Annotated in this window: 28 protein-coding genes; 18 read left to right on the top strand and 10 right to left on the bottom strand. The window is 67.9% G+C overall.

What is annotated here, in order from left to right:
* Window positions 1-23 precede the first annotated feature (23 nt).
* The gene (divJ, locus tag AC07YH_RS04300; protein ID WP_494745770.1) at window positions 24-1,772 is read left to right on the top strand and encodes a cell cycle sensor histidine kinase DivJ; all 1,749 of its coding nucleotides are present in this window, start codon (window positions 24-26) and stop codon (window positions 1,770-1,772) included.
* A 4-nt stretch (window positions 1,773-1,776) separates the two neighbouring features.
* On the opposite strand, the gene AC07YH_RS04295 is transcribed toward divJ, so the two are convergent.
* On the bottom strand, window positions 1,777-2,664 hold the full coding sequence (locus tag AC07YH_RS04295; protein ID WP_494745769.1) for a hypothetical protein: 888 nt from the start codon (window positions 2,662-2,664) through the stop codon (window positions 1,777-1,779).
* Window positions 2,665-2,729: 65 nt separating this feature from the next.
* Here AC07YH_RS04295 and AC07YH_RS04290 point away from each other — a divergent pair, with 65 nt between their 5' ends.
* Together AC07YH_RS04290 and AC07YH_RS04285 are read left to right on the top strand one after the other, a co-directional pair.
* Window positions 2,730-3,059 carry a DUF1491 family protein gene (locus tag AC07YH_RS04290; protein WP_494745768.1) on the top strand — a complete coding sequence of 110 codons (330 nt, stop codon included), beginning with the start codon at window positions 2,730-2,732 and terminating at the stop codon, window positions 3,057-3,059.
* Window positions 3,060-3,203: 144 nt separating this feature from the next.
* Window positions 3,204-3,584 (top strand): hypothetical protein, encoded by a 381-nt coding sequence (locus AC07YH_RS04285; protein WP_494745767.1) that lies wholly within the window; start codon window positions 3,204-3,206, stop codon window positions 3,582-3,584.
* Between the two features lie 3 nt (window positions 3,585-3,587).
* Here AC07YH_RS04285 and AC07YH_RS04280 read toward each other — a convergent pair whose 3' ends face one another.
* A complete protein-coding gene (locus AC07YH_RS04280) occupies window positions 3,588-3,728 on the bottom strand; it encodes a hypothetical protein (RefSeq protein WP_494745766.1) in 141 nt (46 codons plus the stop codon).
* A 233-nt stretch (window positions 3,729-3,961) separates the two neighbouring features.
* On the opposite strand from AC07YH_RS04280, the gene AC07YH_RS04275 reads away from it, so the two are divergent.
* A complete protein-coding gene (locus AC07YH_RS04275) occupies window positions 3,962-5,485 on the top strand; it encodes a tetratricopeptide repeat protein (RefSeq protein ID WP_494745765.1) in 1,524 nt (507 codons plus the stop codon).
* An 18-nt stretch (window positions 5,486-5,503) separates the two neighbouring features.
* Window positions 5,504-7,102, top strand: coding sequence for a peptide chain release factor 3 (locus AC07YH_RS04270; RefSeq protein ID WP_494745764.1), 1,599 nt, complete (start codon window positions 5,504-5,506; stop codon window positions 7,100-7,102).
* Here the strand turns inward: AC07YH_RS04270 and AC07YH_RS04265 are convergent, their stop codons facing one another.
* The gene (locus tag AC07YH_RS04265) at window positions 7,103-7,978 is read right to left on the bottom strand and encodes a hypothetical protein (protein ID WP_494745763.1); all 876 of its coding nucleotides are present in this window, start codon (window positions 7,976-7,978) and stop codon (window positions 7,103-7,105) included. It lies immediately after the preceding gene.
* A gap of 63 nt (window positions 7,979-8,041) precedes the next feature.
* Between AC07YH_RS04265 and AC07YH_RS04260 the strand changes: the two genes are divergently transcribed.
* On the top strand, window positions 8,042-8,272 hold the full coding sequence (locus AC07YH_RS04260; protein WP_494745762.1) for a DUF6289 family protein: 231 nt from the start codon (window positions 8,042-8,044) through the stop codon (window positions 8,270-8,272).
* A 56-nt stretch (window positions 8,273-8,328) separates the two neighbouring features.
* Window positions 8,329-8,709 (top strand): methylglyoxal synthase, encoded by a 381-nt coding sequence (locus tag AC07YH_RS04255; RefSeq protein ID WP_494745761.1) that lies wholly within the window; start codon window positions 8,329-8,331, stop codon window positions 8,707-8,709.
* Here the strand turns inward: AC07YH_RS04255 and AC07YH_RS04250 are convergent.
* Window positions 8,706-9,185 (bottom strand): ribonuclease H, encoded by a 480-nt coding sequence (locus tag AC07YH_RS04250; protein ID WP_494745760.1) that lies wholly within the window; start codon window positions 9,183-9,185, stop codon window positions 8,706-8,708. The two genes, AC07YH_RS04255 and AC07YH_RS04250, sit on opposite strands and share 4 nt — an antisense overlap.
* Before the next feature lie 388 nt (window positions 9,186-9,573).
* Here AC07YH_RS04250 and AC07YH_RS04245 point away from each other — a divergent pair, with 388 nt between their 5' ends.
* From AC07YH_RS04245 to AC07YH_RS04235, 3 genes are read left to right on the top strand one after another with little or no spacing between them, the layout of a single operon-like run.
* Window positions 9,574-10,935 carry a hypothetical protein gene (locus AC07YH_RS04245; protein ID WP_494745759.1) on the top strand — a complete coding sequence of 454 codons (1,362 nt, stop codon included), beginning with the start codon at window positions 9,574-9,576 and terminating at the stop codon, window positions 10,933-10,935.
* A gap of 60 nt (window positions 10,936-10,995) precedes the next feature.
* A complete protein-coding gene (locus tag AC07YH_RS04240) occupies window positions 10,996-11,298 on the top strand; it encodes a hypothetical protein (protein ID WP_494621453.1) in 303 nt (100 codons plus the stop codon).
* Between the two features lie 10 nt (window positions 11,299-11,308).
* Window positions 11,309-11,818 carry a hypothetical protein gene (locus AC07YH_RS04235; protein WP_494745758.1) on the top strand — a complete coding sequence of 170 codons (510 nt, stop codon included), beginning with the start codon at window positions 11,309-11,311 and terminating at the stop codon, window positions 11,816-11,818.
* 24 nt (window positions 11,819-11,842) lie between these two features.
* On the opposite strand, the gene AC07YH_RS04230 is transcribed toward AC07YH_RS04235, so the two are convergent.
* Entirely contained in the window at window positions 11,843-12,412 is a 570-nt protein-coding gene (locus tag AC07YH_RS04230) for a hypothetical protein (protein ID WP_494745757.1), read from the bottom strand.
* A 205-nt stretch (window positions 12,413-12,617) separates the two neighbouring features.
* Between AC07YH_RS04230 and fliQ the strand changes: the two genes are divergently transcribed.
* The 5 genes from fliQ (at window position 12,618) to AC07YH_RS04205 (ending at window position 18,638) form a co-directional block, all read left to right on the top strand.
* Window positions 12,618-12,881, top strand: a complete 264-nt coding sequence (gene fliQ / locus AC07YH_RS04225; RefSeq protein ID WP_494745756.1) for a flagellar biosynthesis protein FliQ — start codon at window positions 12,618-12,620, stop codon at window positions 12,879-12,881.
* A gap of 23 nt (window positions 12,882-12,904) precedes the next feature.
* Window positions 12,905-13,660, top strand: a complete 756-nt coding sequence (gene fliR, locus AC07YH_RS04220; RefSeq protein ID WP_494745755.1) for a flagellar biosynthetic protein FliR — start codon at window positions 12,905-12,907, stop codon at window positions 13,658-13,660.
* Window positions 13,661-13,669: 9 nt separating this feature from the next.
* Window positions 13,670-14,767, top strand: coding sequence for a flagellar biosynthesis protein FlhB (gene flhB, locus AC07YH_RS04215; RefSeq protein ID WP_494745754.1), 1,098 nt, complete (start codon window positions 13,670-13,672; stop codon window positions 14,765-14,767).
* A 103-nt stretch (window positions 14,768-14,870) separates the two neighbouring features.
* Complete coding sequence (cckA, locus tag AC07YH_RS04210) at window positions 14,871-16,949, top strand: cell cycle histidine kinase CckA (protein ID WP_494745753.1); 2,079 nt, start codon at window positions 14,871-14,873, stop codon at window positions 16,947-16,949.
* Between the two features lie 150 nt (window positions 16,950-17,099).
* Window positions 17,100-18,638, top strand: coding sequence for a DUF5605 domain-containing protein (locus tag AC07YH_RS04205; RefSeq protein ID WP_494745752.1), 1,539 nt, complete (start codon window positions 17,100-17,102; stop codon window positions 18,636-18,638).
* Here the strand turns inward: AC07YH_RS04205 and AC07YH_RS04200 are convergent.
* The 3 genes from AC07YH_RS04200 to AC07YH_RS04190 form a co-directional block, all read right to left on the bottom strand.
* Entirely contained in the window at window positions 18,635-19,153 is a 519-nt protein-coding gene (locus AC07YH_RS04200) for a DUF4199 domain-containing protein (protein WP_494745751.1), read from the bottom strand. The genes AC07YH_RS04205 and AC07YH_RS04200 overlap by 4 nt on opposite strands.
* Before the next feature lie 129 nt (window positions 19,154-19,282).
* On the bottom strand, window positions 19,283-19,696 hold the full coding sequence (locus tag AC07YH_RS04195) for a response regulator transcription factor (RefSeq protein ID WP_494745750.1): 414 nt from the start codon (window positions 19,694-19,696) through the stop codon (window positions 19,283-19,285).
* A gap of 20 nt (window positions 19,697-19,716) precedes the next feature.
* Window positions 19,717-20,028, bottom strand: a complete 312-nt coding sequence (locus AC07YH_RS04190) for a hypothetical protein (protein WP_494745749.1) — start codon at window positions 20,026-20,028, stop codon at window positions 19,717-19,719.
* Between AC07YH_RS04190 and AC07YH_RS04185 the strand changes: the two genes are divergently transcribed.
* Entirely contained in the window at window positions 20,027-20,383 is a 357-nt protein-coding gene (locus AC07YH_RS04185) for a (2Fe-2S) ferredoxin domain-containing protein (RefSeq protein ID WP_494745748.1), read from the top strand. The genes AC07YH_RS04190 and AC07YH_RS04185 overlap by 2 nt on opposite strands.
* Window positions 20,384-20,405: 22 nt before the next feature.
* Here the strand turns inward: AC07YH_RS04185 and AC07YH_RS04180 are convergent, their stop codons facing one another.
* Together AC07YH_RS04180 and AC07YH_RS04175 are read right to left on the bottom strand one after the other, a co-directional pair.
* Complete coding sequence (locus tag AC07YH_RS04180; RefSeq protein WP_494745747.1) at window positions 20,406-22,013, bottom strand: autotransporter domain-containing protein; 1,608 nt, start codon at window positions 22,011-22,013, stop codon at window positions 20,406-20,408.
* Window positions 22,014-22,116: 103 nt separating this feature from the next.
* Window positions 22,117-22,638, bottom strand: coding sequence for a GNAT family N-acetyltransferase (locus AC07YH_RS04175; protein WP_494745746.1), 522 nt, complete (start codon window positions 22,636-22,638; stop codon window positions 22,117-22,119).
* A 78-nt stretch (window positions 22,639-22,716) separates the two neighbouring features.
* Here AC07YH_RS04175 and AC07YH_RS04170 point away from each other — a divergent pair, with 78 nt between their 5' ends.
* Together AC07YH_RS04170 and AC07YH_RS04165 are read left to right on the top strand one after the other, a co-directional pair.
* Complete coding sequence (locus AC07YH_RS04170) at window positions 22,717-23,094, top strand: nuclear transport factor 2 family protein (RefSeq protein ID WP_494745745.1); 378 nt, start codon at window positions 22,717-22,719, stop codon at window positions 23,092-23,094.
* Between the two features lie 103 nt (window positions 23,095-23,197).
* Window positions 23,198-25,021 carry a DUF885 domain-containing protein gene (locus AC07YH_RS04165; RefSeq protein ID WP_494745744.1) on the top strand — a complete coding sequence of 608 codons (1,824 nt, stop codon included), beginning with the start codon at window positions 23,198-23,200 and terminating at the stop codon, window positions 25,019-25,021.
* Window positions 25,022-25,157: the final 136 nt, after the last annotated feature.

Raw genomic sequence — 25,157 nt, 5'->3', positions numbered from 1 at the left:
CGCGCTTGCAAGTCGAACGGCCCTTGGAATTCGAGACGCTTCCAGACCCGATCCGACGCTCCGCCCCTCCGGCGGGGTTCGATCCCGCGCACGCGTGGCGCCTGGGCTGGCTGGCGGCTATCTGCCTGGCCGGCGCCGCAGCGCTGTTCGCGCACAACACCGGCGGCTGGCCGATCTGGGCGGCGCTGGGCGCGGGCGCGGTCCCGGCCCTGGCCTCGCTGCTGTTCTCGCGCGATAGCGAGCGGACGCAGTCGGTGCTGCTGGTCCTGTGGGCCGTGGGCGGCTCGCTGGCGGCGGTGCTGACGGGCGGCGTCTCCGGCGCCATGGCCGCGTGGTGCCTGGCGCCCGTCGCGGCGGCTTCGATCCTGGACCAGCCCAAGCGTCTGGCCGAGGGCGCGGCCCTGGCGCTGATCGGCGGCTGCGTGGCCGCCCTCAGCCAACTCTCCGGTCTGGCCCCGCCTGAGCCCACCGGCCCGCTGGCCTTCGTGCTGGGCTTTCTGGCCCTGGTCACCACGGGCCTTGGCCTTGCCGCCGGTCTGCTGATCGGCCGGCGCCGCCAGGGCGCGCGCGACGACCGCAACGCCACCGAGATTCTCTATCTGGAGACCTTGCTGGACGGCTTGCCGCATCTGGCGATCGCCATCCGTGGCCAAGGCCAGGTGACGGCCGTGCGCGGAGCCCCGCCGCCCGGCGTCACCACCGTCGACCTGGTCAATCGCGGCCTGACCGGCGCGGCCGCCCCGGGCGATCGCCAGCGCCTGACCGCCGCCGTCGCCGCCGCCTATCGCGAGGGCGCGGCCAGCATCACCTTCAATCCAGCCCTGGGCGTCGAGCGCATCGTGGCCCTGGACCTGGCTCGCGTCGCGCCCAATCAGCTGGTCGGCGTGCTGCGCGACGTCACGGTCGAACGCAATCGCGAGACCGCGCTCGACCAGGCCCGCGCGGACGCCGAGGCCCTGGCCGCCGGCCGCGCCCGCTTCCTGGCCAACATGTCCCACGAGCTGCGCACGCCGCTGAACGCCATCATGGGCTTCTCGGACATCATGCGCGCCCGGATGTTCGGTCCGCTCAGCGACCGTTACGCGGAATATGCCGAGCTGATCCACGAGAGCGGCGGCCACCTGCTGGACCTGATCAACGACGTGCTGGACATGTCGAAGATCGAGGCCGAGCGCTTCGAGCTGCAACGTGGCGTGTTCGACGCTCGCGAGGCGGTGCAGGCGGCCATGCGGCTGCTGCGCGTCCAGGCCGATGGCGCCAGCGTCCAGCTGCGCGGCGTGCTGCCGCCGGGCGAGCTGGAGGTCGACGCCGACCGTCGGGCCCTGAAGCAGATCGTGCTGAACCTCGTCTCCAACGCTCTGAAGTTCACGCCGCGCGGCGGCCAGGTGACGGTCACGGCCCACGGCTATGACGGCGTGCTGGAGCTGATCGTCGCCGACACCGGCGTCGGGATTTCGCCTGAGGACCTCGAGCGCCTGGGTCGTCCCTACGAGCAGGCCGGCGGGGTGGAGCAGCGCGCCAAGGGCACGGGTCTGGGCCTGTCGCTGGTCCGCGCCTTCGCCAAGCTGCATGGCGGTGAGATGACGATCGAAAGCCGCCTGGGCGCGGGCACCAGCGTCTCGGTGCGCCTGCCGGTGCTGCTGGCCCCGCTGAAGTCGGTGACGCTGGAAAGCCTGACCGAGCCGGCCCCGCAGGCCGGAGCGCCGGTCGAGGGCGAGGCGAAACCGCCGACGGCGCTGGGCGACAACGTGATCGCCTTCGCGCCTCGCTAGCGCGCTAGCGCAGGAACGCCCGTCCCGCTGCGAAATCGCCGACCTCGACATAGGCCTTGCGGGTGATTTCGTCGCCACGGCCCGTGAAGGCGAACTCCACCGTCACCGCTTCGCGCGGATCCAGCTGCGAGATCGCGTCGGCCGCCGTCGGCGGGAAGCGGAACGCCAGGCCCGTCTTGGCGCCGGTCGGCAGCAGGGTGAGGGGGGCTTCCTCGCGGGTCTCGGCGTTGAACACCAGGCTGGCGTTGCGCGGCGCGACCTTGGCGGCCAGATTGCGGCCGGCGTTGGAGGCGATATAGGGCCCCAGCGTGCGGCTGGTGTCGCGCACGATGATCCGGGCCGAGTAGGGGCGCTGGCCGTTGTCGAAGGTGGCCACGGCCGTCAGCGCCTTGGCGCGGCCCGCAAGGCCGAACATCAGGCGGTCGCCGCCGAAGCTGGACGGTTGCGACAGCCGCCAGACGGGGATGGTCGCCGACACCGAACGCTCGGCTTTCCAGGACGCGACGTCGCCCGGATAGTTCATGGCCAGCATCTGCGAATAGCCTTCGAAGGCCTTCTTCACGCGGCTGGCGGCCAGGGTCAGGTCCTTAGAATCGCAGGCCGCGCCGGCGGCTTTTACGCGCGCGCGCTGCTCCAGGGCGGTGACCTGCAGCTCGCTGGCGCCCGAGCGCAGCGTCGCGCCGCGCGCCTGGGCCCGCGAGGCGTCGAGCGCGGACGCGACCGTGGGCGTGAAGAGTCGACAACGACCGTCGGCCGCCGTCATCAGCGTGCGTTCGTACAGCTGGTCGGCGGCGTTGGCGTACAGCGCCGTGGGAACGGCGAACGCCGCCAGCCCGATCGCTGCCCCGATCCATCGCGCCCCGCGACCTTTCTGGTGCGTATTCGGCGTCATATTCTCGTATGCTTCGAGACTTGAGGGGCGACCTATACGCCCCGTGGGTTGCGGTTCGGTTAGCGATGCTTCTTTCGACGGATATCTGGGTCGGCGCTCTGATCCGCCGCGCCGAGCTGGGCGGCGCCTTCGCCATGGTGGCCCGCAAGGGCGACGCGCGGGCCGGGGCGGTGCTGGTCAAGGTGGTCGATCGCAAGGCCGGGACCGCCAAGCTCTACAGCGAGGCCACGCGCGGCGACGGCGAACGCTTCTGGATGCAGCCGGTCCGCTCCGAGTTCGAGCCCGATCTGGACGCCTATGCCGAGCGCGCCGCCCGCATCGACCCCGACGTCTGGGTGGTCGAGATCGAGGACCGCGACGGCCGCCACTTCCTGACGGAAGCCGTCGAGGCCTAGATCCAAGTTTGAGTGGAGCGTCTGTGGAGAACTCGACTCCTGGGACGCGTTAACCCTGCTCCTAAACCGGACCTAAAGCGTGTTTGCGGCATGCTGCATGAGCTTTCGAACCCCCGCTCAGCGTTCAGCAGCCAAGTATCCGCCATGCTTTTTCTTATGAACGACGTTATCCTCAGCTTCGACGCGGCCGATCTCGCGCCGCCGATGACGCGCGACCGCTTTGCCGCGCTGTCGCTCAACTATGTCGGTGAGCTGGGCAAGGAACTGTTCGCGGAAGAGCCGCTGCTGCACCACAAGGACCACGAACGGGCCGAACGTCTGGCCGCCCTGATCGTGGCCAAGGCGCCGGAGGTCAATGCGGCCCTGTTCATCGCGCCGGGCCGGGGCTGCCGCAAGGATGACGTCCAGGTGCGCTATGCGCAGCTGAGCATCGAGATCATGGCCACGCTGCTGCAGCGCCAGAATTCGGGCGCGCTCACCAACCTCGAGGCCGATCGTCAGGTCTGGCGGCGTCTGGCCGCCTGAGGCCTAGAGTGTAATCAGCCGAAACAACCAGCTCAGCGTCACCGCCAGGACGACCAGTCCAGCGATCGTGATGCCGAAGCACAGCGCGCTGCCGGCGGGATGTTGCCGGGCCGGGGCGCGATGATGATGGTCGAGCAGGGCCATCGTTCGATTTCCTCCATTCGTCCGACGATCTGATGCCGCCGGTACGGGATGAGGGAAGCATGACTCCAAACCCATTCTTCGAATAGGGGCTTTTTGACCCATTTCCGGGCGTATTGTCACAGTCGTGATGGAACCCCGGTCACGCTGGGCCCAGAAAGTGGGTTGAAGCCTGTCGCTCGACGCGAATAGCCTCAATTTAAGATTGCGATCGTATCGCGATCAGGGGAGGCGTCATGAGTGCGAAGCGTTGGGGCGCGGCGGCGATGCTGGCTGGCGTCTTGGTGAGCGGCGGCGCCCACGCCGAGTGGCTGAAGGCCGAGAGCGATCACTTCATCGTCTATGGCCGCAGCGAGAAGGCGGTCCGCGCCTACGCCACCCAGCTCGAGGACTTCGACAGCCTGCTGCGCCGCCTGCACGGCCGGCCGCGGGACGAGGCCGTCATCCGCAAGTTGCCGGTCTATCTGGTCGCCGACAACGACGAGCTGAAGCGGGTCTATCCCAGGCTGGAAAAGGCGGCGGGCGTCTATTTCCCCGCGCCAGCCGAGACCTTCGCCGTGGCCATTCGCGACGGGGTCACCCGTGACGAGGACGAAAACCGCGGCGACGACGCGGTGCTGCACGAATACGTCCACCACTTCATGCTGCGCTACTACCCCAGCGCCTATCCGGCCTGGCTCGTCGAGGGCTATGCCGAATACTACATGACCGTGGACCTTGGTCCCAAGCAGATGATCGTCGGCGGGGTGAACCGGGGGCGGGCGCGCAGCCTGACCCAGCCCGGCGGCTGGATCCCGATCGATAAGGTCCTGGCCGTCAGCCCCCGCGAGGTCAAGAAGGACGAGGGGGCGGCCTATTACGCCGAGGCCTGGCTGCTGACCCACTACATCGTCTCCGATCCGGCGCGGTACAAGCTGCTGAAGCCTTATCTGGACGACGCCCGCGAGAGCCGCGATCCGATCGCCGCCTGGAAGCGCGTCTATGGCGACGAGCCCGACGGTCTGCGCCGCAAGCTGCAGGACTATATGAGCCGTCCCGTCCCTGGCGGGGCGCTACCGCGCAAGGCCGAGGGCGAGGCAAAGCTCACCATCACCACCCTTCCGGCCAGCGCCGACGACCTGCTGCTGGAGAACCAGCGGATGAAGCTGGGCGTGTCCGACGCCGACCGCCCCGCCTTCATCGCCGATGTACGCAAGCGCGCCGCCAAGGCGCCCAAGGATCATTTCTCACAGATCGTCCTGGGCGGCGCCGAGGCCCGCTATGGCGACCGGGCCGCCGGGGAGGCGATGCTGAACGCCCTGCTGGCCGCGGATCCCAAGGACGAAGAGGCCCTGATCGCGCTGGGCGAGAGCCGCATGGCCGCCGGCCGAGCCGATGAGGCCAATCGCGCCGCGACCTATGCCGAGGCCTCCAAGCTGTTCACTCGCGCCTTCAAGCTCAATCCGGACAATCCCGGCCTGCTGCGCGACTACGCCAACAGCAAGCAGCTGGAGCCGCAGACGCAAGGGCTGGTCAATGTCCGCCTGAAGGCCGTCGAGCTGGCGCCCGAGGTCGGTGTGTTCCGGATCGAGGCGGCGCAGGCCCTGATCCGGGCCAAGGATCCGGCCATCGCCAAGGCGGTGCTGGCCCCGCTGGCCCGCAGCCCGCACGGCGGCGAGATGGTCGAGGCCGCCCAGGCCCTGGTCTGGCGGATCGACCATGAAGCCGAGGCGGCCGCCGCGCCGGCCCAGATCAATGCGGAAGGTGACAAAAAGGGCTGATAGGGCTAGTCCCCGCCCATGAGCACTTCCCCCGCCGCTGAAGCCGCCCGTCGGCGCACCTTCGCCATCATCAGCCACCCCGACGCCGGCAAGACCACGCTGACGGAAAACCTGCTGCTGGCCGGCGGGGCGATCCGGGCCGCCGGCGCCGTGCGTGCGCGCGGCCAGACCCGCCGCACCCAGTCGGACTGGATGAAGATCGAACGCGAGCGCGGGATCTCGGTCAGCGCCTCGGTGATGACGTTCGACCACGACGGCCTGATGTTCAACCTGCTGGACACCCCGGGCCACGAAGACTTCTCGGAAGACACCTACCGCACCCTGACGGCCGCCGACGCCGCGGTCATGGTGCTGGACGCCGCCAAGGGCATCGAGCCCCAGACCCTGAAGCTGTTCGAGGTGTGCCGCCTGCGCGACATCCCGATCATCACCTTCATCAACAAGATGGACCGCGAGGCCCAGGACCCGTTCGAGCTCTTGGACGAGGTCTCGTCCAAGCTGGCCTTGGACCCGGCGCCGCTCTACTGGCCGGCCGGTTCGGGCGGCCGCTTCAAGGGCATGCTGGACCTGCGCAACGACAAGTTCATCCCCTACGCCAAGAAGAGCTCGACCGACGAGGAGGGCCATCCGGACCCGATCGCCTTCAAGGGCAATGCGGTGGTCCAGTACCTGGACCCCGAAGAGAAGGCCGAGCTGGAAGACAACGCCATGCTGGTCACCGAGGCCGGCAAGCCGTTCGACGTCCAGAGCTTCCTGGAAGGCCACATGACGCCGGTGTTCTTCGGCTCGGCCCTGCGCCACTTCGGCGTCTCCGAGCTGCTGAACGGCATCGGCGCCTACGCCCCGCCGCCGCATCCGGCCAAGGTGAGCAAGGCCGGGGCCGAGACCCATGTCGCCCCGGGCGACAGCGAAGTGTCTGGCTTCGTCTTCAAGGTCCAGGCGAACATGGACCCCAACCACCGCGACCGGATCGCCTTCCTGCGCCTGACCAGCGGCCGCTTCACGCGCGGCATGAAGCTGAAGGCCCAGAACACCGGCAAGGCCATGAGCGTCAACGCGCCGATCATGTTCTTCGCGTCGGACCGCGAGCTGGCCGAGGACGCCTTCGCCGGCGACGTGATCGGCATCCCCAACCACGGCGTCCTGCGCGTGGGCGACAGCCTGTCCGAGACCGGAACCCTGCGCTTCGCCGGCCTGCCCAACTTCGCCCCGGAAATCCTGCGCCGCGTGCGCGTGAAGGACCCGCTGAAGGCCAAGCACCTGAAGAAGGCGCTGGAAGGCCTGGCCGAGGAGGGCGTCACCCAGCTGTTCCGTCCGATGATCGGCAGCGACTTCATCGTCGGCGCCGTCGGCCAGCTGCAGTTCGAGGTCATGGCCGACCGCCTGGCCAACGAGTACCAGCTGGACTGTATCTTCGAGGCCAGCCCCTATGCCGAAGCCCGCTGGCTGGGCGGCGCTCGCGCCGACATCGAGGACTTCATCGACAAGCACAAGTCGGCCATGGGCCAGGACATCGACGAGCAGCCGGTGTTCCTGGGCAAGTCGTCCTGGGAGATCGGCTATGTCGCCGAGCGCTATCCGAAGGTGCGCTTCGAGCGGACCAAGGAACGCGCTTAACTAGCGCCGACCGCCGCGACTGTCGTCCGGGCCGTCGGCGATCGCCTGCAGGCGCTGGTAGACGGCCTTGATCTCCGGATCGGTGGTGTTGATGGCGTAGGCCTTGGCCGCCGCACGGCGAGCCTCGATCAGATCGGGCGGCGCGCCGCCCTTGCGCTCGAAGCGGTCGATCCACGACGCGGCCTCGACCGTGGCCAGCATGGCGATCTCGGTCTGGGACGCCACGGCCTTGGAGGCCCAGAAGTCGCGCGCCGTCTCGATCGCGCGGTTGGGGTGGCCGGCGTGGCGCTGGAACCAGGCCAGGTGCAGGGCGATGTCCGACCACGGCGCGCCCAGGCTGTTGGCCAGCTCGCGCCACGACTGGGCCAGCTGCGCGCCTTGGCGATATAGCTCATTGCGCTTCAGGGCCCGCACCCACGGACCCCGCAGGGCGCGCTCGGGCAGCTTGCCTTCACGGCGCGCCATCTCGGCGGTGTGGACGGCTTCCAGGTCCTCGACCGAGGCGAAGGGGCGGGGATACTCGTCGCCCAGTTCGGCCTTCAGCCGCTGGAGCCGCTGCTCCTCCGGCGAGACACAGGCCCGGATCGCCGCGACCGCCGGATGGTCCGCCGGCGCGACCAGCAGGCAATCGACCAGGCGCGGGAAGGGGATGCGGACGCGGCCGCAGACCAAGGCCTGCCGGGCCATGTCGACCTGGGTGATCGGCAAGGGCTCGTCGCACTCGCCATCGTCCACCGCGCAGCCGATCAGCAGCGCCGGATCGGCCGCGTCGGTGCGGAGCCAGCGCTGCAGCAGGCGGCCGTCGATCTCGGTTTCACTCATCGAGCGCAGATAGCCAGCGACGGGGCTCGCGTCGAGAGCGATGGTCGGCTGCATCGGTGCTTTGCAAAATCACAGGTTGTGTCAATCTGGCGCCATCATCTCGCATGGAGTTGGCTCATGACCTTTCGAAAGCTCAAGCGCTTCGCCGTTCTCGCCTTGCTGACGGCCACCGCCGTCGCCGGTCCGGCCGCCTCGCGGGCCGTGGAGAACGAGATCCTGGTCCAGTACTTTTCGGGCGAGAGCAAGACCCAGCTGGTCGGCGAGAGCTATCGCGGCTGTGACGGGATCAATAATTCCTGGGGCGTCCGGACCCTGTACTCGGACCGCTACGTGACGCCCTGTCCCTAGGCCTTCCCTTTTGAACAGGGCGCTGGTCTATGGGCGGCTTCGGATCGGAGTCGCCCATGACCGCTCGCCCTCTCTCCATCGGCCTTGTGGCTCACGACGACAAGAAGGCCGCCTTGGTCGAGTGGGTCGTCGTGCATGAGGGTTATCTCAAGGACAAGGCGCTGTTTGGCACCGGTACGACCGGCGGGCGGATCCTGGAGGCGCTGCCGCATCTCAACCTGGTGCGGCTGAAGAGCGGCCCGCTGGGCGGCGACCAGCAACTGGGGGCGATGATCGCCGAGGGGCGGCTGGACGTGCTGATCTTCTTCGTCGACCCGCTGTCGCCACAGCCGCATGACGTCGACGTCAAGGCGCTGATCCGGATGGCGACCCTCGCCGACATCCCGTTCGCCTGTAACCCGGCGACGGCCGACCTGATCGTCGGCCAGCCGGCCTAGCCCGGGAACTTCAGCAGGTTCGGCTTGGGGATCGCGGCCTTGAAGCTGCCGCGCGACTTGGCCGTGTCGAGGCCGAACTCGGCCCAGGCGTTGAGGAAGCCGTTCGCCGCGTCGGTCGGGGCGGCCGGGACCAATTCTAGCATGGGACGAGCGGCGACGGCGGTGCGGGCGGCGGTCCAGGCCTCCGGCTCGGCCGTGGCGTAGGCGCCGTCCGAGGCCACCAGCTGTCCGGCCAGGTCCGGATCGGCGAAGCGCAGGGTCACCGACGTCTCCTTCGGCAGGTCCGACAGGCTTTCCAGGGCCTCGACTAGAGCCGTGAGGCTCATCTTCGCGGCGCTGGTGCGCCGCTCGCCGCCGGCCGCGCCCTTGATCGCCGCCGCGCCTGTCTCGCCATCCGTCCGCCGCACATAGGACCAGCCGCCATAGCCCGGATCGGGACGGCAAAGGCTGGCGATCCAGAGAGTGACGGCGGCCATGGAACGGGCTCCCGAAAGGTCGTTGCTGACGGCCTTCTAGACTGCTTCGCGAGCAGAAAGGGAGAGTGTCCGTGAACGAAAGGTAAACCAGGCCTTAAATCTTATAGTTAACGTCATTTTTAGTTCAGTGAACAAAGTTCTAAGAAATGGTGTCGTTCCGTGGCTCCGCTTGTATTCGACAAAGCAAGAAGTGTGCCAATTCACTACATCTTCAACCAAATTGGCTGAAATTCGGAAGAGTGTGTAAAAACATAGGAAATATTTATGGTTAACGCGCCGTAAACACCTGTTAACCACTTGTTAAATGTGTTGGCTCCGGTTTTGCTGATTGTGCGTTGAACCTCTGTCGGGCTGTCCCGACGTGGGACGTTCCGTAGGCGGAGTGCGCATGTTCGAGTTCGGACGGGATTTGAAGCGTTTGTTCGGCGTCGATGGCGACGCCAAGAGCGCTTGGCGTGAAGGCCTGACCGGCGGCGACACCTCGCTGCTGGAGCTGCTCGACCTGCGCCTGTTGAACAACGAGGCGCGCTCGGCCGACGTGGTGGCCGGCCGCATCGGGGCCAAGGACCGTGGCGCACGCCTGCTGGAAGCCGCCGTCGTCTGGCGAGAACTGGCCCGCCGCAGCGGCGACGCCACCGCTCTGAGGAAGGGCGCGGCCCAGGCCGAGTCCGCCGTGAAAATCCTGGAGGCCGAGCGTCGCCCTGACGCCCTGGCCGCCGCGCGTTGCGAGCAGGCCGTGCTGGCCATTCTGGGCGCCGACCTGTTCGGCGACGAGGGGCTGATCGCCGCCGCCTCGGCCACCCTGGCCCGCACGCCGGCCAATCACCGCACGCCGCTTTGCGCCGCCCTGACCGCCGGGCTGGAAGGGCGCGCCGCGCTGCAGGCCAACGATCTGGATCGCGCCCTGGCCGCCGTCCAGGCCTATGAGGCGCCGCTGCGCGCCCTGGCCGCCGCCAAGCGCGTGAAGGGCGGGCCCGCCCGTCTGCTGCTGGCCGACCAGCGCGCCGCCCGCATCGAACTGATCCTGGCCTGCGGCGAACGCCTGAAGGACCGCGCCCTGGCCGAGCTGGCCGTGTCGGAGGCCAAGACCGCCGCCGGCCTGCTGGATTCCGATTTCGAGCCGCTGGCCTGGGCCCGCCTGGAAGGCCTGCGCGGCCAGGCTCTGGTGCTGCTGGGCGAGCTGGACGGCGAGCTCAAGCACATCAACGATGGCATCGAGGCCCATTTCGCGGCCGTCGACGTGCTGTCGATCGATCACAGCCCGATGGACTGGGCCCGTAGCGGCGCCGCGCTGGGCGCTGGGCTTCAGGCCATGGGCGAGGCCTCGACCAGCGAGCGCGCCTTCGAGCAAGCCGTCTCGGCCTATGACCGCGCCACCCAGGTGCTCAAGGCCCAGCCGGCCCTGGCCCTGCGCGCCGTGGTCGCCAACAACCGCGCCCTGTGCCTGGCGCGCTGCGCCGAGCTGACCGCCGACCTCGCGGTGCTGGACGCCGCCGAGCTGGCCTTCAAGGCCGAGCTGGCCGCCGCGCCTGGCGGCCGCGATCCGGCCAGCTGGGCCGTGGCCCAGATGAACCTGGCCCGCCTCTACGAGGCCCGGGTCGAGATCACCGGCCGCGACGATGGCCGCCTGGCCCGCGCCGGCGCGGCCCTGGCCTGCGCCTTCGATGTCTTCTCGGAGCTGGGCCTGCGCTCGCTCACGGACCTGGCGGCACAAGGCCTGCAACGACTGAAGCAGGCCCAGGCCGCCTGATCCGAAATAGGACACACGGCGGCGGGGCCGCTGGAAAAAGATAAAGTAAGGGATGAACTCGTGATCGCTCTGCTCGCTTTCGCCGCCGCCGTCGTCGCCACCCCGGTGCAAACCAAGGCCCCGTCGGACCTGCTGACCCCCGTCTCCGAGCCGCGCGTCGCCGTCGCCCTGCTGAACTGCATGGTCAAGCAGGACGGTCACCTGACCGCCTGCACCGTGCAGGAAGAAAGCCCCAACGATCTCGGCGTCGGCCAGGCCGCCCTGGCGATGATGTCGCAAACCCAGGTCGACCTGCTGGGCCCGGACGGCAAGAGCCGCGCCGGCTCGTACATCCAGGTCCCGGTCCGCATCCGCATCCGCTAAGCGATCCGCCATGACGCCTTGGTCCAGATCCCTGGGGCTGTTGATCGCCTTGGGTGCTCTGGCCTCGGCGGCGCCAGCCGTCGCGCGGGCGCAGGAGACGCGGCTGGTCCGCGCGCTGTCGTGCCGGCTCGGCGACGACGAAATCGCAACCTTGATGGCGGCGCTCGCGACCGACGATGTCGGCATGAAGTCGCCGATCCAGTCGCTCGCCGCGCCATCAGGCAATCTCTATCGCCTGAAGACGCCCGTCAGCGCGCTCGGCTATTCGACGAACGAGATCTACGTCTCGCCGGGCCGGATTCTCATGGCCGTTGCGGGACAGAAGCAGACTTCCGTCTCCGCTAAGCTCGGTCTGACGCCCGCGTCCTACTCGCCCGACGAGCGGCGACTTGACGGGACGCATGCCCTCATCGCCTACCAACTGAGCCAGGAGCCTCTGGCGAACAAGGTGCTGGTCGGTTGCGCCTATGACGATCCCGCCGCGGTCGCCTGGATGGCCCCGGACACGGCGGGTTTTTAGGGCCTGGCGATAGCTGGGCCGGACCTATTTCGCCTCATCGCCGTCCACCATGTCGATCACGTAGCTGCAGCCGGCCAGGGTCTTGCCGGGATGCGACGTGACGGTCGAGACGTTCAGGGCGACGCGGCTGTTGAACGTCATTCCGCCGGTACCGCCTTTTTCCGAAGAGGCGGAAATCTCGCGCTCACCCAGGAACTTGCCGGGCGTGTCCACGGCGGGCTCGACGCCCAGCTCGAGGGCGAGCGGGTGCGGGTCGACCTCGTCCAGCACCGCCATCGGACCTGAACTGGAAAAGGCGATCAGCCTGGTCTGCCGGCCGAACACCGTGAGCGGCGCTTTCAGGGCGTAGGTCTTGAGCATCGGGTTGGCGGACCGGATCTCGGACAGGCCGAACTGGGCTCGGGCAGCCTTGCCGTCGTCCTCCATCAGCCAGAAGGCCAAGGCGTTGTACTGGGGCGGCGCATAGGTCCGACATTCGATCAGCTTGGCCAGGTCCAGGGTAGCGGGATCGAAGGTCGAGGCGTCCTGGGCTCTGGCCGCCAGCGGCGCAAGCAAGGCGGCGCCGAACAGGGTGGCGCGCAGAAGTCGTGTCATGAAGGTCCCCGGGCGTACAACTTGCCTATGGAAAAGCGTCGGTCGCGGTGAAGGTTCCGAAGGGGCGGGCCCCCGCGACCCACCGTCGCGCCCCGCGTTTCCTACCGTCCGGGTAACAACCCCTAACGCCTCGTTAACCATATTCCGGGCATCTTTCAGCCTCGAAACAACGCGGCCAGTACGGCCGATTCCGATGAGGCTTCGCATGACGGGCGCAGAGGTTCTTGATGTCGGCCGGGACGCGATCTGGCTGACCCTGCAGCTGTGCGCGCCCTGCCTGATCGTCGGCCTGGTGATCGGCGTGGCCATCGGTCTGTTCCAGGCCCTGACCCAGATCCAGGAACAGACCCTGGTCTACGCCCCCAAGATCGTCGCCATCTTCGTGTCGCTGCTGATCTTCCTGCCGATGATGGGCGCGCTGATGAGTGGGTTCATGCGCCAGATCGCCGCCCGCATCGCTGGCCTGTAGCGAAAAAGGGCAGGGGCCTCCCGGTGAACTCCTTCGCCACGGCATTCCAGGTCTATGTCGCCGCCCTCGTCTTCGCGCGGGTCGGGGCGATGGTCATGACCATGCCGGGCATCGGCGAGCAGTCGGTGCCGCCGCGCGTGCGCCTGGCGTTCGCCCTGCTGATGGCCCTGATCCTGGGGCCGCTGGTGCAGAGCACCGTGCCGCCGATCCCCGTTACCCTGGGCGGCCTGGTCGGCGGGGTGATCCACGAGATCCTGATCGGCCTGATGATCGGCTCGGTGCTGCGCCTGTTCATGAGCTCGCTGACCACGGCGGGTGAAATCATCTCGATGCAGACCACGCTGTCCTTCGCGCAGTCGGTGAACCCCTCGATGCAGGGCTCGAGCACGGCGGTGGCCAGCTTCCTGTCGATGATGGGCCTGACCCTGGTGATGGCCACGGGCCTGCATCACCTGTTCATCGGCGCCATCGTCAAGTCGTACACCATCTTCCCGTTCACCCGCGCCGTGCCGATCAACGACGCCGTCACCCTGGCGGTGCGGACGGTGGCGCAGTCGTTCTCGCTGGGCATCCAGCTGGCCGCGCCGGTGATCGTGTTCTCGCTGGTCTTCAACCTGGCCACCGGCCTGGTCGGCCGGGTCATGCCCGCCTTCCAGATCTTCTTCGTGACCTCGCCGCTCAGCGTGATCCTGGGCCTGTCGCTGCTGGCGCTGTCGCTGGGCGGCATCGCCATGGTCTGGACCGACCGCTATCGCGAACTTCTCGCTGTGTTCAACTAGGGGCGCGGCATGGCGGAAGATTCAGATCCCGAGTCGAAAACAGAAGAACCGTCAGCCAAGAAGCTGTCGGACGCCCGCGCCAAGGGCGACGTCGTCAAGTCGGCGGACATCCCGCAGCTGGCCTCGCTGACTGGCGCGGTGTCGGTGATCCTGCTGGCCGGCGGCTGGCTGACGCGCGACCTGATGGCCGCGCTCTATCCGTTCATCGCCCACGCCGGCACGATCGAGATCTCCAGCGGCGGGGCCGTGCTGCTGATGAAGCAGGCGGTGATGGCCGCCATGCCGCCGCTGCTGCTGGTCATGATCGTGACCTGCACCATGGGCGTGATCGCCAACGTCTCCCAGACCGGCTTCATGCTGACGACGGACAAGTTGAAGCCCGACTTCAGCAAGCTGGACCTGCTGAAGGGCGTGACCCGCATCCTGGGCCCGGACGGCCTGATGCAGTTCGCCAAGTCGGTCGTGAAGATCTTCGTCACCGGCCTCATCGCCTGGATGGTGCTGAAGCCCAATGTCGGCGAGGTGCGCAACCTGGTCGGCATGGATCCGTCGCTGCTGCTGCCCGAGGCGATCAAGCTGTCCAAGAAGATGCTGATCATGGTGATCATCTTCCTGGTCGCCACCGCCGCCTTTGACTACTTCTGGCAGCGCATCCGCTTCATGAACCGCATGCGCATGACCCTCCAGGAGGTCAAGGAAGAGTACAAGCAGTCGGACGGCGACCCCCACATCAAGGGCAAGCGTCGCCAGATCCAGATGCAACGCTCGCGCCAGCGGATGATGCAGGCTGTCCCGAAGGCGACCGTCGTCGTCATGAACCCGACCCACTACGCCGTCGCGCTGCGCTACGAGCCGGGTGAGACGCCCGCGCCGATGTGCGTGGCCAAGGGTGTCGATGAGCTGGCCCTGAAGATCCGCGCCGTCGCCGAGGAGCATGGCGTGACGGTGCTGGAGGATCCGCCCCTGGCCCGCGCCCTCTACGCCAGCGTCGAGATCGACGAGGAAATCCCGATCGAACACTTCGAAGCGGTCGCCAAGGTCATCAGCTTCGTCATGAACGGGAAGAAGCCGCAGGCCCGCGAAGGGCAGCGCGCGCGTCCTCTATAAGACTCAATTTCCAGAAAACTGACCTACGTCGCGGGAAAGGCTATCCTTTCTCCGGTTGCGGGTGAGTCGCAGCCTCGCCGTAACGAAGGTGACAATTCAGCCCATGGCCGATTTCCAGCTCCAGGACAAAGCTTCGACCGGCGCATCGCGTCGGCGCTTCGATCCGTGGCTGGTCGGCGCGGCGATATTCTTCGTGGCCGCGGCGGCCTTTTCCGCCGCCCCGGCGCTGAAGGCCGGACCCGTGACCCTGGCTGGTCTGCTGCTGCTGCTCGGCGTCGCTGGCGTGGCGATCCTGGGGCTGGTGGCCATCCGTGGCTCGGCCGCCGGGGGCAATGACGTCGATCAGGCCGAGGGCTTCATCGACGCCCTGAGCGAGCCGGCGTCCCTGGCCGCGCCGGACGGCCGCCTGTTGGCCGCCAACCTCGCCTGGCGCGAAGTCATGGGCGAGCAGCGCCGCCTGCCCAAGGGCGTGGCCGGCTCCAGCCTGTTCGCCGCCCTGGTCCAGGCTCGCAAGGGCGAGATGGCCCATGGCGTGCTGCGCGCCAGCGGCGTCGACCACACGGCTAAGGTCTCGCGTCTGGCCGGCGGTCGGCTGCTGATCCGCCTGACCCCGATCGTCGAGGTCGAGCGTGTCGTCGAGACCCTGGCCCCCGCGCCGGTCGCCGAGCGCGCCGCCCCGCCGCCGACCACCCTGGACGCCTTCGCCGGCGCCTCGCCGTTCGGCGCGGCCCTGCTGGAGGGGCTGGACCCCTTCAAATCCAAGGTGCTGGAGGTCAATCCGGCCCTGACCACCATGACCGGCGGCAAGCCCGGCATGGTGTTCGGCGACCTGATCGACGCCGCCTCGCGCGCCGAGGCCGAGACCCGCCTCAACGAAGGCAAGGCCGGCCCGTTCGAGGTGCGCCTGGCCCGCGACCAGACCCGCATCGCGCATCTGTATCTCTACCGCGCCGAAGGCCGCGTCGTGGCCTACATGATCGACGTGTCCGAGCAGAAGCAGATGGAGCTTCAGCTGGCCCAGTCGCAGAAGATGCAGGCCATTGGCCAGCTGGCCGGCGGCGTCGCCCACGACTTCAACAACCTGCTGACGGCCATCCAGCTGCGCCTGGACGAGCTGCTGCACCGCCACCCGGTCGGGGATCCTTCGTATGAAGGTCTCAACGAGATTCGCCAGACGGGCGTGCGCGCCGCTGACCTGGTGCGCAAGCTGCTGGCCTTCTCGCGCAAGCAGACCGTCCAGCGCGAGGTGCTGGACCTGGGCGAGCTGATCTCGGAATTCGAGGTCCTGCTGCGCCGCCTGCTGCGCGAAGACGTCAAGCTGATCACCGATTATGGCCGCGACCTGCCGCAGGTGCGGGCCGACAAGAGCCAGCTCGAGACGGCGGTCATGAACCTGGCCGTCAACGCCCGCGACGCCGTGCGCGCGGCCAAGGGCGGCGGCATCGTGCGCATCCGCACCGCCCGCCTGACCCGCGACGAAGCCATCCAGCTGGGCTTCCCGGCGGCCGAGAGCGACACCGCCTTCATCGAGGTGTCGGACGACGGCCCCGGCATTCCGCCCGACGTCATGGGCAAGATCTTCGACCCGTTCTTCACCACCAAGCCGGTGGGCGAGGGCACGGGCCTGGGCCTGGCTACGGTCTACGGCATCGTCAAGCAGAGCGACGGCTGGATCCACGTCCACAGCCGTCCGGGCGAGGGCGCGGCGTTCCGCATCTTCCTGCCGATCTATGACGCGCCCGCCGGCGTGATCGCCGCCCAGGCCGCCGCCGCCGAGCCGGTCAAGCCGCGCGCCGCCCGCGACCTGTCGGGCGCCGGCCGCATCCTGTTCGTCGAGGACGAAGACGCCGTCCGCAGCGTCGCCGCCCGCCTGCTGCGCGCCCGTGGCTACGAGGTGCTGGAAGCCGCCGACGGCGAAGAGGCCCTGATCATCGCCGAGGAGAACGCCGGCACGATCGACCTGCTGATCTCCGACGTGATCATGCCCGGCATCGACGGCCCGACCCTGCTGAAGAAGGCCCGCGGCTATCTGGGCAATGCGCCGGTGATGTTCATCTCCGGCTATGCCGAGGCCGAGTTCAGTGACCTGCTGGAAGGCGAGACGGGCGTGACCTTCCTGCCCAAGCCGATCGACATCAAAACCCTGGCCGAGCGGGTCAAGCAGCAGCTGCAGGCGGCTTAAGGGCGGTTAGCTGCTCCCCTTCTGGGGGAGCTGTCGCGAAGCGACTGAGGGGGCCTACTCGGCATCGGCCGCGCTGCCCCCTCCGGCCCTCTGGGCCACCTCCCCCAGAGGGGGAGGATCAGCGTCGTGAATCATGCCTAACTCTTGGCCATGCCTCCGCCATCTCTGACCCGCCGCGCCGCCACCGGCTTGGGCCTTGCCTTCCTCGCCACGCCCGCTCTGGCCGCCGGTCCGACCGTCCCGCGCTGGGGCGTGAATGAGATCACCCTGAAGGCGACGGTTCCAGGCAATCCGTTCGACGTGGAGCTGCACGCCGCCTTCACCGACGGCAAGACCACGCTGAAGGTGCGCGGCTTCCACGACGGCGGTGACACCTGGCGCATCCGCTTCAGCCCGCCGACCCAAGGCGTCTGGCGCTGGCGGACGACCAGCCCCGTCAAGGCGCTGAACGGCCAGACCGGGACGCTCACCGCCGTCGCCCCGCGCGACCACGGCCCGGTGCATGTGACCGGCGGCTACCATTTCGCCCATGCCGACGGGACGCCCTACCGCCAGGTCGGCACCACGGCCTATGCCTGGGCCCAGCAGAGCGACGCCCTCTGCGACCAGACCCTGGCCACCCTGAAGGCCTCGCCGTTCAACAAGATGCGGATGTGCGTCTTCCCGAACGTGGCGAGCGAGCCGATCCATCCGTTCGAGCCGGCCGGAGAGGGCTGGGACTACGATCGCCTGAACCCCGCCTATTTCCGCCGCCTGGAGGACCGCGTCCGGCGGTTGGGCGAGCAGGGCGTCCAGGCCGACCTGATCCTGTTCCACCCCTATGACGAGAAGACTGGCTGGCACGCCATGAGCCCGGCGCGCGACGATCGCTACGTCCGCTACATGGTCGCGCGGTTCGCCAGCTTCTCGAACGTCTGGTGGTCGCTGGCCAACGAGTTCGACCTGGTGAAGGCCAAGTCGGTCGCCGACTTCGAGCGCATCGGCCAGCTGATCAAGGCCGAGGACCCTTACGGCAGGCTGTGCTCGATCCACAATTGGCGGGACCTTTACGACAACGGCCGGCCGTGGATCAGCCATGCCAGCATCCAGCACGGCGCGGCGGTGATGGACGACAGCCGCGCCCAGATCTTCCGCGACGTATGGAAGAAGCCGGTGATCTTCGACGAGGTCCGCTACGAGGGCGATCTCGACAAGCGCTGGGGTGATTTGACGGCGGAGCAGCTCGTCGAGCGCTTCTGGCATGGCCTGGTCGCCGGCACCTATGTCGGCCACGGCGAGGTCTTCAAGGAGGGCGTGCGTTGGACGGCCAAGGGCGGCGCGTTCACCGGCCACAGTGTCCCGCGCCTGGCGTTTCTGAAGACGGTGATGGAGGCGGGGCCGACGCCGGGCCTCGACCCCATCGACCGCACCTGGGACCAGCATCTGGGCGGCAAGGCCGGCAGCTATTACCTGCGCTATTTCGGCGAGGCCGCGCCGACGGATTGGGCGGTGGCCCTGCCCAAGGACGAACTGAAGGGCGGCGAGCGGTTCCAAGTCGATGTGCTCGACACCTGGAACATGACCGTCACGCCGATCGACGGCGCTTTCGTCATGGCCAAGAAGGACGCCTATTACCTGCACGACCCCAACCGGCCGACCGTGGCGCTGCCCGGCCGGCCGTGGATGGCGGTGCGGGTGACGAAGCTCTAGGCCTTTGCCGGCAGGAACTTCGAGTTGCGCACCAGGGCCGCGCTAACCAGGGCGACCAGCAGGCCGACCGGGAAGATCTCGATGAAGGTCATCGGCATCCGGTACAGCGGGTTGGCGTAGTTCTTCTTCATCTCCGCCATCTCGGCGGCCAGCTTGGCGTAGGCTGCGCCCGAGAGGCCCTCGGCTCTCTTCGAGGCCAGGATGCTGGCCGTGTACTCGTCCATGAAGCGGTAGTGGGTGATGGCCAGATAGGCTTCCCAGATGGCGACATAGGCGATGCCGGCGACCACCGCGACGCCGAGGCCGATCAGGAAGGCCGGCCAGAACTTGATGACCCCGCCCAGCACCTTGTCGCGATGCGACTTGATCGCCAGCAGGATCGCGGTGAGCCCGACCAGCATGATCAGATAGCCCAGCCACAGGCTGTGCTGGGCCGAGAACACGATGGTGGCGATCATGCCCAGGATGATGATGACGCCCGAGATCAGGCCGTAGGTCACGATGGTGCGTGTCATGGAAGTCCTCCTCCGCGCCGCCCCCTGCGACGCGTCCCGAGGCTTGCCGTTCTCATCGTCGGAACGGTATCGCCCGAAAGGGTGAATTCGACCGTCTCGCCCTATCGGGAAACGGTCAAGGCCAAGGTCTTAGGGGATCAGCGCCAGCTCGCGCGCCTTGCCGATCGCCTGGGTGCGGCGACCGACCTCCAGCTTGGCGTAGAGGTTGGCCACGTGGGTCTTCACGGTGTTGGGGGAGAGGCCTAGGTCGCGGGCGATCTCCTTGTTGGAGCGGCCGGCCGCCAGGCGCTCCAGCACCTTCACCTCCTGGCCTGTAAGGCCCAGCGCGGCGAGGGCGGCGTCGTTGCGTTGGAAGGTCTCGGGCCGGGCGCGGGCCGCCAGCTTCCAGCCGACCCAGACCCCGCCGGCCGCGAAGGCCACGCCGATCAGGCCGACATAGACCTGCCAGGAGAAGGCGCGGACGACGAACCGGTATTCCAGCCACTGCAGCGCGAACGCGCCCAGCGCCAGGACCAACGCCCACAGGAGGATCGTGCGGATCATCTCCCCCCGCATGGCTCGCGTCAGCCCAGCCGGGCCTTGGCCTCGGGCGGGGCGACCTGGTCGAACAGGATCTGGATGTGCTGGTCCTTGGCGTGGTCGTTGTGCAGGTCCCACGACAGCGAGATCGGCAGGCGCAGGCGGCCGCCGTCGGGCAGGCGGGCGATCAGCACGCGCCATGAGAAGCCGTCGCCGGGATCGCCCAGCGGGTCCTTGAACTCGACCGGCGCCGGATCGCGCAGGCGAAAGCGGCGCTCGGGGTGGGCCTCGAACCAGGCGCGGTCGGCCTCGGCGGTGGGGTCTTTCACGACTTTGGCGGAGAGTTTGCGAACCATGGCGCTGTCCTATCACCGTTCCCATCTTCAGGTCATGAGCGACAAGTCCATCAAGCGCGTGAAGGCCGACTGGAGCGAGGTGGTGCTGGTGTGCCGCAAGTGCTCCAAGAAGCTGGACGGCGGCTTCGGCGACGACGGCGACCAGAAGCTGGCCAAGGCCCTGCGCAAGGCCATCGGCGCCAAGGGCAAGGGCCGCAAGGCGCGCGCGGCTGTCATCGAGGTCGACTGCCTGGACGTCTGTCCCAAGGGCGCGGTGGTGGCCGTGCGCGCCTCGGCCCCGACGGACTGGGCGGTGGTCCCGCGCGGCGCGTCGATCAAGACCGTGGTCGAGCGGCTGGGCCTGGAGCCGGCCTGAAGCCGGCCCCAGACCTCCGGCCCTAGAAGCCGAAGCGCGCGCCGACCCGCAGGCCGCCGCCCGAACGACCGCCGCCGTAGTCGCCGCCGGCTTCCACGAAGGTGATCGCGCCATCGGTCGTACGATAGCTGACGCCGACGGTCAGCTGACCGAAGGTGCGACCGCCGTCCTTCGACAGGTGCTCGCTCTGATCGTTGCTGACCAGGGTCACGCCGTTCTTGACCGAGAAGTCGTGGGCCACGAACGCCGCGCCGTAGGTGGTCAGGGCGCCGCCTAGCAGATCGCTTCCGGCCGAGCCGCGCACGCCGGCCTTGGCGACAAAGCCGGTGGCGTTGTCGAAGTCCAGGCGCTGGCCCAGGGTCTGCATGTCGTCCAGGCGGGCGCTGACATAGTTGACGCCCAGCAGCGTCTCATAGGCCAGCCCGTCCATCTCGAAGCGGTGGCCGGCTTCGACCAGGGCGCCGTAGGCCGTCCCGTCGAACTTGGCGTCGATGCCGTCGACGGCGTCGTTGGTCTTGATCGACTGGCGATCAACCTTGGCGAGGGTGTTGAGGAAGAAACCGCCGTTGGTCAGGACGACATAGCCGCCGAGGTTGAGGACACTGAGCTTGACCTCCTGGCCCGCGACGCCGCTGAAGCGCATCTTGGAGTCGGCGTAGCCGCCGGTCAGGCCGATGGTGATGTGACCGTCGTCCACGCCGCCATTGATCAGGTCGATGCCCATCTGACCGCCATAGGTGGTCTGCTGGTAGTCGGTGTTGATCTGACGCTGCGGCGACAGGGTCGTGGTGTCGTCGCGATCTTGGCGGCCGCCGAAGGCCAGGCCCCAGACACCCGCGCCGTTGGCGTCGGAGCCGGCGTCGCGCAGGTTGGCCACGTGGGCGCTCCAGGCGTCGGCCGACTGGCGCCAGACGCTGCTGGCGCCTTCGGAAATCTTCAGCGCCTCATAGACCCGCTGGCCCGCCTCGCCCTTCAGGCGATAGGTGGCTGCCTTGTCGTCATAGATCAGGCTGTAGTGGATGAGGCCGATCTCGTTGTTCTCGATGGTGAAGGCGTCGGCCTTCGAACCCGCGCCGGCCTCGATCAGGACGGGACCCTTGTCGCCGGTCAGCACGGCGGTCTTGGCCGATATCAGGCCTAGGGTGATGGCCGTGCCGCCGTTGGCGATGTCGCCGACGACAAGCTTGTCAGCGCCGCTGGGCCCGACGTCGAGACCCAGGCGCGCTTTGCCGGAGCCGTTGTAGTCGCCGGAGATCTTGAGCACATCGCCCACATGGCCGTTGCGCAAGTCGATCGTACCGCCCTTGTTGACCAAGGCTTCCAGCGAAAGCAGCGAGACCGTCACGGGCGCGGTGGAATTCGCGCCGATCGTGATGGTCGCATTGTTGGTCAAACCGTCCTCGCCATCGCCGAAGTCGATGTCGCCGGTCAGGTCGATGGTCTTGTCGTTGGTGATCTGGTCGGCGCTGTCGGTCAGCTCCTTGTCGCCGAACGTCTTGCTGGGATCGGCCGCGTGCGCCGCCAGCGGCGACAGCAGGATCATGGGGGCGAGGATGGCCGAGAGCGCGGTCGACGCGCGGAATCGGCCGGCGGCCGGCGTGAAGGCGCCAGCCCGGTGAGCAGAACTCAACACTTACTTGGACTCCGTAAGCGATCGCGCCCCCGCGACGCGGCGGAACCTATTGGGCGCGGCGGCCCGGATCAAGCCGAAGTTACATAAAAACTGTACAAGCCTATCGGCGGCGTTCCATCACCATGATCGGCGAGCCCTTGAACGTCGTGTGGGTCTTCAGCGTGAAGTCCATCTTGGCGGCCAGGGCCAGGGAGGCGGCGTTGTCGGGATCGATGATGCAGGGCACGACCGGCGGGGCCAGGGTCTGGTCGATCCAGGCCAGGCCCGCGCCGACCGCCTCGGTCCCGAAGCCCTGGCCGTGCGACCAGGCCGACAGCACCCAGCCCATCTCGGGCAGGCCAAAGAGGCTGGGCTGGATGTCGCGGCGCAGATCGGCGAAGCCCACCTCGCCGACATAGCGGCCGGTCGAGGTCTCGCGCACCGCCCAATAGCCGAAGCCCAGCACCTCCCACAGACCCCGGGCCCGCATCAGCCGGGTCCAGGTCTCCTCGTCGGTGAAGGGGCGGGCGCCGACGTGGCGGACCACGACCGGATCGGCCCACATGTCCCGGCTGTCCTCGAAGTCGGTCAGCGTCGGGGGGCTGAGGGTCAAGCGGGCGGTGGTCAGGGTCGGGGCGGGCATCGCGGCTCTGAAGTTTGCGTCGGAATGTTTGCGTAGGATGGGGACCAAGCTACACGGGCTGGCAGAGCAGGGAAGACCATGACCACGCCCCAGGACGCCATCGCCGCCCGCCGCAAGCTGACCAACAAGCTGATCGCCGCCAAGGACGCCGCGCGCCTGCGGCCGTTCTTCGATCCGCGCGTCACCCTGATCGCCGGCGACGGCTCGCTATTGCTGGGCGCCGAGGACGTGCTGGCCGCCTTCGCCAGCCAGTTCGCCGACAAGGGCTTCGGGGCCTATATCCGCACGACGGAGCAGATCGACCTGGACAGCGAAGGCGCGCGCGCCGCCGAACGCGGCCGCTGGGTCGGACAGTGGAAGGATGCCCCCGAGCAGTCGGGGACCTATCTGGCCACCTGGAAGAAGGTCACCGGCCAGTGGGTGATCGAGAACGAGCTGTTCGTGACCTTGGCCTGAGCGAGCCCGTTGCTTTTCCCTCCATGACTCGAAATTAATTTCGCCAAAGCCGGGCAGGGCCTTACGCCTTCGCTCCACAAATCGGCTCCGGGAGGGAAAAGCCTTGCTCAATCGTCGTCACATGATGTTCGCCACCGCCGCGGCGGGTTTCGCGGCCACTGGCGGTCTGCCGTCGCTGGCCCTCGCGCGCCAAGGCGAAGTCGCCAAGTTGAACGCGATGTTCGACGAGATCATGGCCAAGCAGCTGCGCCAGTCGCCCGAGACGGCGACCAGCCTGGGACTCGACAGCGGCGACCTGGCCTGGACCAAGGACCTGCTCAGCGACCGTTCGTTCGCGGCCATCGAGGCCAACAAGGTCCAGACCAGCGAGCAGCTGGCCGCCCTGCGCGGCATCGACCGTCGCGCCCTGAAGGGCATGGACGCCGCCAACTACGACACCGTCGAGTTCGTCCTGCAGGTCCAGGACGAGGGCAACAAGAAGTTCAGCTATGGCGGCGGCGGTTCGGGCGCGCCCTACGTCCTCAGCCAGCTGACCGGCTCGTATCAGCAGATGCCGGACTTCCTGGACACCCAGCACAGCATCGAGACCAAGGCCGACGCCGACGCCTATCTGGCGCGGATGGAGGGCTTTGCCCGCCTGATGGATCAGGAAACCGCGATCGCTAAGCAGGACATGGCCGACGGCGTGATCCCGCCGGACTTCATCATCGACAAGACCCTGATCCAGATGAAGGCCTTCGCCGGTACGCCGACGGCCGACGCGCCGCTGGTCAAGTCGATCGCCCGCCGCACTAAGGACAAGAAGATCGACGGTGACTGGGCCGCCGAAGCCTCGAAGATCTATGAAGGCTCTGTCCTGCCCGCCCTGAAGCGCCAGATCGCCCTGCTGGAAAGCGTGCGCGGCAAGGCCACCCATGACGCCGGCGTGTGGCGCCTGAAGGACGGCGGCGACTACTACGCCGTGTCGCTGAAGAACTACACGACCTCGGACCTGAAGCCGGAAGAGATCCACCAGCTGGGTCTGGACCTGGTGAAGTCGATCTCGGCCGAGGCCGACAAGCTCTTCAAGACCATCGGCATGAAGACCGGCACGGTCGGCGAGCGCATGGCCAAGCTGGGCGAGGACTTCTATCCGAACGACGACGCGTCCAAGGAACAGCTGATCAAGGACCTGAACGAGAAGGCCGCCTGGATCCAGAAGCAGCTGCCGGCCTATTTCGGCGCCCTGCCGAAGGCGCCGCTGGAGATCCGCCGCGTGCCCAAGGCCATCGAGGCCGGCGCGCCGGGCGGCTACTACAACTCGCCCTCGCTCGACGGCAAGCGCCCGGGGATCTATTGGATCAACCTGCGCGACACCAAGGAGCAGGCCAAGTACACCCTGACCACCCTGACGGTGCACGAGGGCGTCCCGGGCCACCACCTGCAGCTGTCGATCTCGAACGAGGCCAAGGGCCTGCCCATGATCCGCAAGATCATCGGCTTCTCGGGCTACACCGAGGGCTGGGCGCTCTATTCCGAGCAGCTGGCCGTCGAGATGGGCATCTACAAGACCGACCCGCGCGGCCACATCGGCATGCTGCACGACGCCCTGTTCCGCGCCGTCCGCCTCGTGGTCGACACCGGCATGCACTACAAGAAGTGGAGCCGTGAGCAGGCCGTGAAGTACATGGCCGAGACCATGGGCGACGAGGAAAGCGGCTCGATCACCGAGATCGAACGCTACGTCGTGTGGCCGGGCCAGGCCTGCAGCTACATGATCGGCAAGATCGTCTGGCTCCGCGCCCGCGCCAAGGCCCAGAAGGCGCTCGGCAAGAAGTTCGACATCCGCGAGTTCCACGACGCGGGCCTGCTCTCGGGCATGACCCCGCTGACCACGCTGGAGCGCGTGATCGACGACTACATCGTCAGCAAGGGCGGCAAGGCCTGAGCTTGATGGATTGAGTGTTTCTCCTCCCCCTCTGGGGGAGGGGGACCGCCGAACGGCGGTGGAGGGGCCTTGTGCGGCGGCGAGCGCATCATCGCTTCGCGACCCCCTCCGTCTCGCTGCGTATTCGCAGCGATCC

This window comes from Caulobacter sp. GW456-12-1-14-TSB4 (genome assembly GCF_059424195.1).
This window is presented reverse-complemented; position numbering and strand designations above follow the sequence as displayed.